Annotated in this window: 10 protein-coding genes; 7 read left to right on the top strand and 3 right to left on the bottom strand. The window is 61.3% G+C overall.

Annotation, left to right across the window (positions count from 1 at the left end; translation table 11 throughout):
- The first annotated feature begins 3 nt into the window (after positions 1-3).
- From P2081_RS10545 to P2081_RS10520, 6 genes are all read left to right on the top strand, one after another.
- On the top strand, positions 4-750 hold the full coding sequence (locus tag P2081_RS10545; RefSeq protein ID WP_278922826.1) for a TSUP family transporter: 747 nt from the start codon (positions 4-6) through the stop codon (positions 748-750).
- Complete coding sequence (locus tag P2081_RS10540; protein ID WP_278922825.1) at positions 747-1,901, top strand: acetate/propionate family kinase; 1,155 nt, start codon at positions 747-749, stop codon at positions 1,899-1,901. The genes P2081_RS10545 and P2081_RS10540 overlap by 4 nt, the downstream gene beginning before the upstream one ends.
- Before the next feature lie 204 nt (positions 1,902-2,105).
- Entirely contained in the window at positions 2,106-3,095 is a 990-nt protein-coding gene (locus P2081_RS10535) for a YeiH family protein (protein ID WP_278922907.1), read from the top strand.
- A gap of 55 nt (positions 3,096-3,150) precedes the next feature.
- On the top strand, positions 3,151-5,991 hold the full coding sequence (locus P2081_RS10530; RefSeq protein WP_278922824.1) for a molybdopterin oxidoreductase family protein: 2,841 nt from the start codon (positions 3,151-3,153) through the stop codon (positions 5,989-5,991).
- Between the two features lie 105 nt (positions 5,992-6,096).
- A complete protein-coding gene (locus tag P2081_RS10525) occupies positions 6,097-6,879 on the top strand; it encodes a 4Fe-4S dicluster domain-containing protein (RefSeq protein WP_278922823.1) in 783 nt (260 codons plus the stop codon).
- A complete protein-coding gene (locus tag P2081_RS10520; protein ID WP_278922822.1) occupies positions 6,879-7,769 on the top strand; it encodes a dimethyl sulfoxide reductase anchor subunit family protein in 891 nt (296 codons plus the stop codon). Before P2081_RS10525 ends, P2081_RS10520 begins: the two co-directional genes overlap by 1 nt.
- A 429-nt stretch (positions 7,770-8,198) precedes the next feature.
- Here the strand turns inward: P2081_RS10520 and dapA are convergent, their stop codons facing one another.
- The gene (gene dapA / locus P2081_RS10515) at positions 8,199-9,071 is read right to left on the bottom strand and encodes a 4-hydroxy-tetrahydrodipicolinate synthase (RefSeq protein ID WP_278922821.1); all 873 of its coding nucleotides are present in this window, start codon (positions 9,069-9,071) and stop codon (positions 8,199-8,201) included.
- Positions 9,072-9,209: 138 nt separating this feature from the next.
- Here dapA and P2081_RS10510 point away from each other — a divergent pair, with 138 nt between their 5' ends.
- A complete protein-coding gene (locus P2081_RS10510) occupies positions 9,210-11,177 on the top strand; it encodes a lytic transglycosylase domain-containing protein (RefSeq protein WP_278922820.1) in 1,968 nt (655 codons plus the stop codon).
- On the opposite strand, the gene P2081_RS10505 is transcribed toward P2081_RS10510, so the two are convergent.
- Positions 11,136-12,035, bottom strand: a complete 900-nt coding sequence (locus P2081_RS10505; protein ID WP_278922819.1) for a DMT family transporter — start codon at positions 12,033-12,035, stop codon at positions 11,136-11,138. The genes P2081_RS10510 and P2081_RS10505 overlap by 42 nt on opposite strands.
- A complete protein-coding gene (gene mnmC2 / locus P2081_RS10500; protein ID WP_278922818.1) occupies positions 12,032-12,700 on the bottom strand; it encodes a tRNA (5-methylaminomethyl-2-thiouridine)(34)-methyltransferase MnmC2 in 669 nt (222 codons plus the stop codon). Before mnmC2 ends, P2081_RS10505 begins: the two co-directional genes overlap by 4 nt.
- Positions 12,701-12,715: the final 15 nt, after the last annotated feature.

Genomic DNA, 12,715 nt, shown 5'->3' with positions numbered 1-12,715 from the left:
CACATGAACCTGCCCTTTGATCTGACATCTGGCCAAGGGGCATATCTGGCCGCCGCCTTGTTTGCGGCGGCCGGGATTCGTGGTTATTCCGGCTTTGGATTTTCCGCGATCTTTATCATTCTGGCAGCCCTTACCACTAATCCGCTGCCGCTGATCCCGGTGATCTTTACCTGCGAAATCACCATGACGCTGTTTCAGGCGCGCGGCATCCGGGCCCATGTCGATTGGCGCCGGGCCAGCGGGCTGCTGCTAGGCGCAGTGCTTACGGTGATCCCGGCGGTGGCGCTGATGGCGCGGCTTGATCCCCTGCAGGCGCGGCTTGCGGTCTCGGGGTTGATCCTGGTGCTAAGCCTGATCCTGCTGAGCGGCTGGCAGTTCACCCGCCCCATCGGCATACTGGGCCACACCGGCATTGGCATGATCTCTGGCACTGCCAATGCGGCTGGCGTCGGGGGCCTGCCCACCGCAGCCTTTCTATCGGCGCAGGTGATCGCGCCCGCCACCTTTCGCGCCACAATGATTGTATTTCTGACCGGGATCGACCTGATGGCGCTGCCCGCGATGTCCGCGCATGGGCTGGTCACGGGCGAAACGGTTATTGCAGCCCTGCTGGCCTTTCCCATCCTTGGCGCTGGCGTCTGGCTTGGCAGTCAGGGCTTTGCCCGCGCTGATCCCGCCGGGTTTCGCCGCAAGGTCGTTCTGCTGCTTGCCGCGCTTGCGGGCCTCAACATCGTGAAGGTGGCGCTATGAGCACCCCAGCCGACATCCTGGTCCTGAACACAGGCTCTTCTTCGGTGAAGTTCGCCCTGTTCGACGCGACCCTGCAAGAACGGCTCAGCGGGGTAGCCGAGGGCATTGGCGGCGGGGGGCATCTGCGGATCGCAAACACCGACAGGGCCTTGGATCTGCCGGATCACAGCGCCGCGCTGGCGGCGGTTCTGCAAGAGCTTAGCGAGGCAGGCACCGGCCCGGCCAGCCTGCGGGCGGTGGCGCATCGGGTGGTCCATGGCGGCACCAGCCTTACCCGCCCCACGCCTATCACAGACGCGGTGCGGGCCGGGATCAACGCCTGCGTACCATTGGCACCTCTGCACAATCCACATGCGCTTGCGGCGATTGATGCACTGGACCACCTGGCCCCCGATCTGGCGCAATATGCCAGTTTCGACACCGCCTTTCACGCCACCGCCCCCGAGGTGGCGCAGCGCTACGCCCTGCCCCCGAAGGCAGAGGCTCTGGGGCTGCGTCGCTACGGTTTTCACGGGCTGTCCTACGCCGCCCTCTGCCGCCGCCTGCCAGAAATCTCGGGGCGGCCGCTCCCCTCGCGGCTGCTTGCCTTTCACCTGGGCAATGGGGCATCCATCTGCGCCATCCATGCGGGTCAATCCGTCGCCACAACCATGGGATATTCGCCGCTAGAAGGGCTGACCATGGGCACGCGTGTCGGCACGCTTGATCCCAATGCGACCCTGCGCCTGGTGGAAGAAATCGGCCTGCGCGAAACCAAGCTTCTGCTGAACAGCCACTCCGGCCTTGCCGGCCTGTCTGGCGGCCTGTCGGATATGCGGGCACTGGAACAAGCGGGCACGGCAGCGGCGGATTTTGCCATTGATCATTTTTGTTACTGGGCCATCCGCCATGGCCACAGCCTGATTGGCGCCATGGGCGGCTGTGATGCCATCGCCTTTACCGGCGGTATCGGCGAGAACGCCCGCAACATCCGCGCCCGCATTCTGGATGGCTTTGCCTGGCTTGGCTGTGCCATCGACCCAGAGCGCAACGCTCAAAACGCCGCCTGCCTGACGCGCCAAGCCGATACACCAGCCGCCTGGATCATCCCCGCCGAGGAAGAACGCCAGATCGCCATGGATGCCCGCACCCTGATCGAGGCGCAGCAATGACGCGAAAGACAAACGCCCTGATTCCTCCACATAATCGGAACGCGCTTCCTGTTTTTGATGGTGAAATAGAAAAATTGCTTTGCATCGTGGGGTATGCGCAAATGACGACTGAAATTCCACGCCTGCGTTTTGCAGCTCTGCCGCGAAAGCCCTGCCTTGACTGACACCGCCCTGCCCACCCGCATAACGCTGACAGCCCAGGCCCTGCGCAGCCATGCGAAGGAACTGTTTCCCGGCGTTGCGGTCTCGATCATCGTTGCGGTCACGGCACAGTTTCTTGCCGAACACTATGACACCCCTGCAATGTTGCTGGCACTGCTGCTGGGCATTGCCGTCAGCTTTCTGGGAGAAGAGGGCAAGACCGTTCCAGGGATCGCCTTTTCGGCCCGCACATTGCTGCGCCTTGGCATCGCCTTTCTGGGGGTGCGGGTCTCGATGGGGGTGATGATGGGGCTGGGCTGGCAGTTGATCGCCCTGGTGGCGGGGGGCGTTGTGGCCACCATCTGCTTTGGTTTGCTGGTGGCCCGTGCCTTTGGCCACAAATGGCGGTTTGCCCTGTTAACTGCGGGTTCCGTCGCCATCTGCGGTGCCTCGGCGGCCATGGCCATCAGCGCCATCCTGCCCCGGGATGAGCGCTCGGAGGAGCGGCTGATCTTCACCGTGATGGGGGTGACGGTCTTGTCGACCATTGCGATGATAGCCTATCCCATTCTGGTCAACCTTCTGGAACTAGACGCCAATCAGGCCGGTGTTTTCCTGGGCGGCACCATCCACGATGTCGCCCAGGTGGTCGGTGCCGGCTTTTCCATTTCAGAACAGACCGGCGACAGCGCCACCCTGGTCAAGCTGATCCGGGTGGCCATGCTGGCCCCCATTGTTCTGGTCGCCTCTTTGCTGATCCGCGCCTATGCAAAGCTACCCGCAGACGGCCCCCGCCCGCCGCTGCTGCCCGGCTTTGTCATCGCCTTTCTGCTGCTCGCCGGGCTCAGCTCTGCCGGGCTGGTCCCCGCTGCGGTAAGCAGCTTCCTAAGCCAGGCCTCACGCTGGCTGTTGCTGACCGCGATTGCGGCGGTGGGCATGAAAAGCAACCTGAAACAGGTGCTGGCCGTCGGAGGCGCCGCCATTGCCCTGCTGATCATTGAAACACTCTTTATTGCCGGGTTTATCCTGGCGGGGATCATGGTTCTGACCTGATCCGATACTCAGACAAGCCTGCACACAGGCAAGCCAACAGGTTAAGGGAGGCCAGATGACATTCCAGCAACCCCAGGTGGAGACATCCCCCAAGGTATCAGACGAAATCCGCCAGACCACCTGCTACATGTGCGCCTGTCGCTGTGGCATCAATGTCCATATGAAGACCAATGAGGATGGCAAGAAAGAGGTCGCCTATATCGAAGGCAACCGCGATCATCCGGTCAACAAAGGCGTACTTTGTGCCAAGGGCTCCGCCGGGATCATGCAGCACAACGCCCCCTCGCGACTGCGCGCACCGCTGAAACGGGTGGGGCCGCGCGGATCAGGCGAGTTTGAGGAAATCTCCTGGGACGAGGCGCTGGAGATCGCCGCGGGCTGGCTGGAGCCGATCCGCCGCGATGATCCCTCCAAGCTGGCCTTTTTCACTGGCCGGGATCAGTCGCAGTCTTTCACCGGCTTCTGGGCGCAAAACTTTGGCACCTGTAACTACGCAGCACATGGCGGCTTCTGCTCGGTCAATATGGCGACGGCCGGCATCTATACCATGGGCGGTGCCTTTTGGGAGTTCGGCCAGCCCGACTGGGACCACACCAAATTGTTCATGCTGTTTGGCGTGGCCGAAGATCACGACAGCAACCCGATCAAAATGGGCCTCGGCAAAATCAAGGCCCGCGGCGCGCGGGTGATCGGCGTCAATCCAATCCGCTCGGGCTATAACGCCATCGCAGATGACTGGGTTGGCATCACCCCCGGCACCGACGGGTTGTTCATTCTGGCGCTGGTGCATGAGCTGATGAAGGCCGGCAAGATCGATCTCGATTACCTCAGCCGCTACACCAATGCGCCGGTGCTGGTGAACCAGGACCCCAATTCACCAGACAAGGGCCTGTTCCTGCGCGACGACCACGGCACCCCGCTGGTGATCAACCGCAAGTCCGGCAAACTGGCCCCTTTTAACATGCACGGCGTGCGCCCCGACCTGGGCGGCAGTTTCAAGATGGGTGATGTCACCCATGTCTCGGTCTTCCAACTGATGGCCCAGCGTTACCTGAAAGACGAATACGCCCCCGAAGCCGTGGCCGAGCGTTGCGGCATCCCGGCCAAACGCATCCGTGCCATCGCCGCCGAACTGGCCCGCGTCGCCTTTGACGAAGCCTTTGAGCTGGACCAGGAATGGACGGATTTTCGCGGCGAAAAACACGACAAGATGATCGGTCGCCCCGTGGCCATGCATGCCATGCGCGGTGTCTCAGCCCATGCCAACGGCTTTCAGACCTGTCGCGCCCTGCATGTCTTGCAGATCCTGCTTGGCACGGTCGAGGCCCCCGGCGGCTTTCGCTTCAAACCCCCCTATCCCAAACCGGTTGAGGCCCACCCGCCCCCCCATTGTCGCGTCACCCCCAACAAACCGCTGGATGGCCCGCACCTGGGCTTTGTGCATGGCCCCGAACATCTGGCGCTGAAAAGTGATGGCAGCCCGGCGCGCATCGACAAGGCCTTCACCTGGGAAAACCCGATGTCCAGCCACGGGCTGATGCATATGGTGATCTCCAACGCCCATGCAGGCGACCCCTACAAGATCGACACCCTGTTCATGTATATGGCCAATATGTCGTGGAACTCCTCGATGAATACCGGCGGCGTGATCGAGATGCTGACAGACAAGGACGCCGACGGCGACTACAAGATCCCCCGCATTATCTATTCCGATGCCTATTCTTCGGAAATGGTGGCCTATGCCGATCTGATCCTGCCGGACACCACCTATCTGGAACGCCACGACTGTATTTCCATGCTGGATCGTCCGATCTGCGAAGCCGACGGCGCCGCCGACGCAATCCGCTGGCCAGTGATCGAACCTGACCGGGACGTGCGGGGGTTTCAGACTGTGCTGGTGCAATTGGCCAACAAAATGAAACTGCCCGGCTTCACCCATGAGGACGGCAGCGCCAAATGGCAGGACTACGCCGATTATATCATCAACCACGAGCGTAAACCCGGCATCGGCCCGCTGGCAGGTTTTCGAGGCCCCGATGGCGACAAATCCGGACGCGGTGCGCCAAACCCGCAGCAGCTGGACAACTACATCAAAAACGGCGGCTTCTTTGTCGAACATATCCCCACCGAGGCCAGCTACTTCAAACCCTGGAACATGGCCTATCAGGACTGGGCGGTGGACCTTGGGCTGTATGACAGCCCCCAGCCCTATCTGTTTCAACTCTATGTAGAGCCAATGCGCAAATTCCAGCTGGCCGCCGAAGGCCACGGTGAACGCCAGCCCCCGGAACACCTGCGTCAGCGCATCAAAGACACCATGGACCCGCTGCCGATCTGGTATCAGACCGACCAGCAGGGCAACGAGGGTTTCACCGTCAACGCCCTGACCCAACGCCCCATGGCGATGTATCACTCCTGGGGCAGTCAAAACGCCTGGCTCCGCCAGCTGCATGGGCACAACCCGCTCTATCTGCCGACAAAACTGATGCGGCAGCACGGTTTGGCGGATGGCGACTGGGCCCGCGTCTCCTCTCCCAATGGTGAAATCACTGTGCCGGTGATGGAAATGGCCGCGCTCAACGACAACACGGTCTGGACCTGGAACGCCATCGGCAAACGCAAAGGTACCTGGGGCCTGCAGGAAGACGCCCCCGAAGCCACCAAGGGCTTCCTGCTCAACCACCTTATCCACGAGCTCATGCCCGCCAAAGGCGACGGGCTGCGCTGGGCCAACAGCGATCCCATTACCGGCCAGGCCGCCTGGTTCGACCTCAAGGTGAAAATCGAAAAAGCCGGCGCACCACAGGATTTCACCGAAAGCCAGCCGACACTGGCGTCGATCAAATCTCCTGCCGGCACCGGCCCCAAAAATCTGGCATGGAAGGTGGGAAAATGACCAAGCTCCTTCTCTGGCTCCCCGCCCCTTCATTTGGCCACAAATATCCCGGGGTCCGGGGCAGCGCCCCGGTCCGTCCCAGCCCAAAACCGAAGGCCTGTTCTGATGACTGAACTCCCGACCACGACCACCCGCAAGATGGGCCTGGTCATCGACCTGGACACCTGCGTTGGCTGCCATGCCTGCGTGATTTCCTGCAAAGGCTGGAACACCGAAAACTATGGCGCGCCGCTGTCAGATCAGGATGCCTATGGCGCCGACCCTGTCGGCACCTTCCTCAACCGGGTTCACAGTTTCGAGGTGCAACCTGTCGCGTCACCGACACAGCCCAACCCGGCCGCGCAGCTGATCCATTTCCCCAAATCCTGCCTGCACTGCGAAGACGCCCCCTGCGTCACCGTCTGCCCCACCGGCGCCAGCTACAAACGGGTTGAGGACGGCATTGTATTGGTCAACGAAAGCGACTGCATCGGCTGCGGGCTATGCGCCTGGTCCTGCCCTTACGGCGCACGCGAACTCGACCTGGCCGCCGGGGTGATGAAGAAATGTACCCTTTGCGTCGACCGTATCTACAATGAAAACCTGCCGGAAGTGGACCGCGTGCCCTCCTGTGTGCGCACCTGCCCTGCCGGGGCACGCCACTTTGGCGATCTTGGAGACCCAGACAGCGCGGTCAGCCAGTTGGTGGTTGAGCGCGGCGGCATGGATCTGATGCCAGAAATGGGCACCAAGCCGGTGAACAAATATCTGCCGCCGCGCCCCAAGGACACACTGGAGGATCAAGTCGACATTCTTGCACCGCTGCTGGCCCCCGCGATAGAAGATCCCGGCGGCTTCTTGGGCTGGCTGGACAAGGCGCTGGACAAACTTCCAGGAGGGAACGCCTGATGCATCCGGCACCATCTGTCATTCTTTTCACCACCCTGTCCGGCCTTGGCTTTGGCCTGCTGGCCTTTCTGGGGCTAGGCTATCCCGGAGTTACCGGTTGGGTGGCCTTTGTCTTTTACGCCATTGCCTACGGGCTGGCGGTTGGCGGCTTGCTGGCCTCGACCTTCCATCTTGGCCGCCCTGAACGCGCGCTCAAAGCCTTTGGCCAATGGCGTACAAGCTGGCTCAGCCGCGAAGGCATATGCGCCGTGGCGGCGCTGCTGGTGATGGGGCTCTATGCCATTGGTGCTGTCTTTTTTGAAAACCACTGGCCTGTTCTGGGCATGATCGGCGCAGGGCTCAGCCTCGGCACGGTCTTTACCACCTCAATGATCTACACCCAGCTCAAGACCATTCCACGTTGGAACATGCCGCTGACACCGGTGATGTTCCTCAGCTTTTCTCTTGCCGGGGGAGCGCTGCTGGCTGGGCAAGAGAGCCTCGCCACCTGGCTCTTGCTGACGGCCGCAGCGATACAGCTGGCCTACTGGTGGCAGGGCGACAAGGCCTTTGCTGCCTCTGGCACTACCATGGCCAGTGCCACCGGGCTGGGCGGAGCCGGCGCAACCCTGCGTGCGTTTGAGCCGCCCCATACGGGCAGCAACTATCTGCTGCGCGAATTTGTCCATGTAGTCGGGCGCAAACACGCGCAAAAACTGCGCGCCATTGCACTGGTTATCGGCTTTATCCTGCCGGTTCTGTTGCTCGTGCTGCCGGTCGAGTCCACCCTGGTGAAACATCTGATGGCAGCCCTAGCCGTCGTGGCCCATATGGGCGGGGTTGCGGTGTCTCGTTGGCTATTCTTTGCCCAGGCCGAACATGTGGTTGGCCTGTATTACGGCAAACGCTAGGCGCAGCCCCGCAGCACTACCCCTGATCGGATAAATCCCATGCAGGCAATGGAAGAAACCATTGCCAGCATGAACCAGGGACACAGTCTGATCGCGCTGGTAAACCTGCGCCTGCAGCATCCATAACCCCTCATGTGGCCCTCGCCAAAGGCGTCAGCGATCAAAGTTGGGAGGCTGCAGCGGATCTGCAAGCCCCGCATGCCAGACAAGACGCAACACCTGAACGGCGCTTTGACTGCGCCCCAAATTCAAGCGGGATGATCATAGACGATACCTTTAGGGGTCAACCCCTCTGCGCCTACGGCGCATTCACCCCGAGGTATTTTGCGTAAGATGAAGATGGGGTCGCGGTACTGGGGACTGCGCAAACGAAACAGGCCCTGCAGAGCTGCAGGGCCTGTTCTATTTAAGAATAATCCGGGCTGAGACTTACAGCAGGCCGGCGTGCACCATGGCAGCGTCGATTGCGGCCTTGGTGGCATCTTCCAGGCCAGTCAGGGGCGAGCGGACGTCTTCGCTGCACAGGCCGAGCTTGCTGAGGCCATATTTGGCACCAACAAGGCCCGGCTCAATAAAGATCGCCTCATGCAGGGGCATCAGTTTATCCTGATATTCAAGTGCCTTGGAATAATCACCAGCGAGCGTTGCTGCCTGAAATTCTGCACAGAGGCGTGGCGCCACGTTGGCGGTGACCGAAATACAGCCAACACCACCATGGGCGTTAAAGCCCAGCGCAGTGGCATCTTCGCCCGAGAGCTGCACAAAATCGGCCCCACAAGAAGCGCGCTGCTGGCTGACCCGCGCGATATCGCCTGTGGCATCCTTGACACCGATGATCCGAGGCAGTTTTGCTAGGGTGCCCATGGTGGCGGGCGTCATATCGACGACGGAACGGCCGGGGATGTTGTAAATGATGATCGGTACATCGGCGCAGTCATGAGCCGCCTGAAAATGCGCCAGCAACCCGCGCTGTGTTGGCTTGTTGTAGTAGGGGGTGACCACCAGCGCCGCGTCTGCGCCGACCTTGTGTGCAAATTCAACGAAGCGAATCGTCTCAACCGTGTTGTTGGAGCCGGCACCGGCGATTACCGGCACCCGGCCTGCGGCGGCCTTGACCACCTCGGCGATCACTGCCTCGTGTTCTTCATGGGTGAGCGTCGGGCTTTCACCGGTGGTTCCAACCGGGACAAGCCCGCTGGAGCCTTCAGCAATGTGCCAGTCTACCAAGCGTTTAAGCGCATCCAGATCCAACGCGCCGTTTTGCAACGGGGTGACGAGGGCTGGCATAGAGCCTTTAAACATGGGTGCGCTCCCTTTGAGTTGGGTCTGGCAGGCGGAGGCCCGCCATCAGTGTACGCGTGATTGGTTTTCGAGTTGATCCCAACCACACACGGATTATCGTCAATGGCTCTATCCTCGGATCTACTATAAAAGCAAGCCATGACACGCATTCTCCTCATGATATCGCTGATCCTTTCCTTTGGATCTGTTACAAAAGCTCAGGCAACCCCCTTGCAGCGCGCATTGGAGTTGGTCCGTGCGGAGAAATGGCCAGAGGCCCTGACTGCCGTTGGGATGCAGACCACGGTGGCGCATGACATCGTTGAATGGCACCGGCTGCGGGCCAAGGAAGGCACGGCGGCGGATGTGGAGGCATTTCTGGTGCGCCGTCCTGACTGGCCCGGCCTGCCCTATCTGCGGCGGCGCAACGAAGAGCTGATCATCGAGAAATCCCACGCCCGGGTGCGCGCATTTTTTGCCGATCAGCCCCCCCAGACACCGGAAGGGGCCGCCAGCCTGGCGCGGGCGCATTTTGCCAAGGGCAATCAGGCGGAGGGCGAGGCAGAGCTGATCCGCGCCTGGCAGAAAATGCCGATGAGCGAGGAAACCCAGACCGCCTATCTGGCCGATCACGCCGCGCTGTTGCAACCACATCACGCGGCACGGATCAGTCAGCTGTTGTGGGATGGCCATGATGTCAGCGCCAGTCGCATGTTGCCCCTGGTCGCAGAGGGGCCACGCGCCCTGGCAGAGGCCCGCATTGCCCTGCAAAAGCAGGCCGCCGGGGTTGATGCCAAGATCGAAGCCATCCCCGCCCAGCAGCAAGGCGATCCGGGCCTGGCCTATGATCGCTTTGCCTGGCGCGATCAAAAACGGCGGCAAGAGGACGCGATTACCTTGATGATGGATCGCAGTACCAGCGCCGAGGCCCTGGGGCAGCCGGAAAAATGGCTGCGTCGGCGCCGCGATCTGGCCCGTCAATTGATGCGCGATGGCGAAAACGAGCGGGCCTATCAACTGGCAGCGCATCATTTTGCCGCGCCTGACGCGGGCTATGGTTATTCCGATTGCGAATGGCTGGCCGGTTATATTGCACTGCGCAAACTCAAGGATGCCGAATTGGCAGCCTATCATTTTGAACGTTTCCTGGCCTCGGTTGAGACACCGATTTCTGTCGGGCGTGGCGGCTATTGGCTGGGACGCGCCCATGCGGCCCAAGGCAAGGTGGACAAGGCGCATGCGGCCTATGCCAAGGCCGCCAATTATCAGAGTTCATTCTATGGGCTTTTGGCAGCGCAGGCTCTGGGGCGCGGCTTTGATCCGGCGCTTGCTGCGCCACCGCAACAGCCTCCCTGGCGCAGCGCTGCGTTTATGGGCTCCTCCGTTATCGAGGCTGGATTTCTGCTGATGCAGGCGGGCGACCTTTCCCTGGCAGAGCGTTTTTTCACCCATCAGGTGGAAAGCCTGCCCGCCGATCAGGCGCGTCAATTGGGCCAGATGGCGGTGGATATCAACGAACCCCATCTAGCAGTGATGATTGCCAAGCGTGCAGCGCAGGTCGGCATAGAACTGCACGGGGCCTATTATCCGCTGCACCCGGTTGCGACAAAAACTCTGCCAATGGCACCGGAAATGACCCTGGCCATCGCCCGCCGTGAGAGCGAGTTTGACCCAAGGGTCATCAGCCATGCCGGGGCGCGCGGATTGATGCAGGTGATGCCTGCCACGGCCAAGCTGGTGGCAGGCGAACTGGACATTCTGGACAAACACAACACCAGCCGCCTGACCGCAGAATGGGATTATAACGCCAGACTGGGCAGCCAGTACCTTGCTGGGCTGGCAGGCAGGTTCAATGGCAATGTGGTGCTGATGGCCGCCGGGTATAACGCCGGCCCCCATCGCCCCACCGCCTGGATGGAACGCTACGGCGATCCGCGTGACGGCGACCCTGATATCATTGATTGGATCGAGCACATCCCCTTTAACGAGACGCGCAACTACGTGATGCGCGTCACCGAGAGCCTGCCCGTCTATCGCGCCCGGCTGGGCAAAACCCCGCTGCCCATCCCCTTCTCACAAGAGCTATCAGGCGCGAGCCTTGCGGCTTTCGCGCCAAAGGGTGAATAGGCCTGCCACCATGATCAGGGCCGCGCCGGTGGCCACATTGAGGCGAATAACTTCGCCAAAGATGCTGACCCCAAGGATCGCGGCCCAGATCAGGTGAAAATAGGCAAAGGGCTGCACCGCGCTGGCCTCGGCCATCTCGTAGCATTTGATCAACAACCAATGGCCCGCAACCCCAGAGACGCAGAGCAGCGCCATCCAGAGCCAGTCTTGCTGGCTCATCGGTTCCCAGAACCAGACCCCGATCGAGGTCATAAAGACCATGCCAGCGGTTCCGGTCCAGAAAAAGCTGGTGGCGGTGCTGTCCTGGCGCGCGACATAGCGGGTGATCAACCCATAAAGCGCAAACATCAGGGCCGCGACAAAGGGAATGACCGCCGCCGGGTTGAAGACCCCGCCCCCCGGCTGCAGAATGATCAGGACCCCAATCAGCCCCACCCCGATCGCGGCCCAACGACGCCAGCCGACGGTTTCGCCCAGGACCGGGCCGCTTAGCGCCGCCACCAAGAGCGGATAGCAGATAAAGACCGCTTGGCTTTCCACCAGGCCCAACAGGGTAAAGCCATAGACAGCAATGCATATCTCCGCCACGAGAAGCACCCCGCGAAACACCTGCAAACCCAGTTGGCGGGTACGGGCAACCGCGCGAATGCCGCCGGGCGCACGCAGGGCCAGGCACAGGACAAAGGCGGCAAAAAACCAATACCGCACCATGACCACCATATAGGTGTTATAAGTGCCCGCCAGATGGCGGGACATGCCATCCTGCAGGGCAAAAACAATCGTGGCGGCAATCATCAGCAGAATGCCCGCTGGCACATTGTTGCTCTGCGGTTTGGGGTCCGTTGCGATTGTGCTCATGCAAGCGTTGCCTTTGTCATATGTCTTTTGCGGCCAAATCCTGGCACCCGTGTCACGCTGAAGCCTGCCGTCTCCAGTCCGCGCCGCACAAAGCCTGCCGCCGTATAGGTGGCCAGCGATCCACCAGCTGCTGTATGCTTGGCCACCTGTTGCAGCAGATCCTCTTGCCACAACTCTGGGTTTTTCGCCGGAGAGAACCCATCCAGAAACCAAGCATTTGCCCGTCCTGTCCACTCTGGCAGCGACCTGCGGGCGTCGCCCTTGATCATTTCCAGCCTCAGCGTGCCAAGATCACAGCGACCGCTGCCCTGCCAATGATCCAGGAAACGGCTGGCCCAGGGGGCAATTTCGGGAAAAGCCGCCAGGGCCCGCGCCATATCCGCAGGCAGCATGGGATAGGCCTCGAAACTGGTAAAGCGCAGCGCGCCGCTCTGGCCGCTTTCTTCCCAGGCGCGCCAAGTCGCCAGCATGTTCAGCCCGGTGCCAAAGCCCAGTTCCGCGACATGGAAATCCGGCGCAAACCGCGCTGGCAGATCATTGCCGCCCAAAAAGACATGGGCGGTTTCAGCCAGCCCGTTGTGTATCGAAAAATAGGGGTCATCAAACTGATCCGAGACGGGAATACGTTCGTCCCGCCAGCTGAGCCGGGCCTGCTGGTCTGTCATGCCATTTTCCCCTAA

Origin of the sequence: Pseudophaeobacter profundi, from assembly GCF_029697505.1 — a bacterium.
Lineage (GTDB): Bacteria > Pseudomonadota > Alphaproteobacteria > Rhodobacterales > Rhodobacteraceae > Pseudophaeobacter > Pseudophaeobacter profundi.
Note: the sequence above shows the minus strand (reverse complement) of the source record. Positions and strands in the feature narration are given on the sequence as shown.

What these genes read in the sequence shown, in the direction of transcription:
- P2081_RS10530 (WP_278922824.1), top strand. Translation starts at nt 3,151, where the DNA reads ATGACATTCCAGCAACCCCAGGTGGAGACATCCCCCAAGGTATCAGAC.
- P2081_RS10520 (WP_278922822.1), top strand. Translation starts at nt 6,879, where the DNA reads ATGCATCCGGCACCATCTGTCATTCTTTTCACCACCCTGTCCGGCCTT.
- dapA (WP_278922821.1), bottom strand. Translation starts at nt 9,071, where the DNA reads ATGTTTAAAGGCTCTATGCCAGCCCTCGTCACCCCGTTGCAAAACGGC.
- P2081_RS10525 (WP_278922823.1), top strand. Translation starts at nt 6,097, where the DNA reads ATGACTGAACTCCCGACCACGACCACCCGCAAGATGGGCCTGGTCATC.
- P2081_RS10540 (WP_278922825.1), top strand. Translation starts at nt 747, where the DNA reads ATGAGCACCCCAGCCGACATCCTGGTCCTGAACACAGGCTCTTCTTCG.
- P2081_RS10510 (WP_278922820.1), top strand. Translation starts at nt 9,210, where the DNA reads ATGACACGCATTCTCCTCATGATATCGCTGATCCTTTCCTTTGGATCT.
- mnmC2 (WP_278922818.1), bottom strand. Translation starts at nt 12,700, where the DNA reads ATGACAGACCAGCAGGCCCGGCTCAGCTGGCGGGACGAACGTATTCCC.
- P2081_RS10505 (WP_278922819.1), bottom strand. Translation starts at nt 12,035, where the DNA reads ATGAGCACAATCGCAACGGACCCCAAACCGCAGAGCAACAATGTGCCA.
- P2081_RS10545 (WP_278922826.1), top strand. Translation starts at nt 4, where the DNA reads ATGAACCTGCCCTTTGATCTGACATCTGGCCAAGGGGCATATCTGGCC.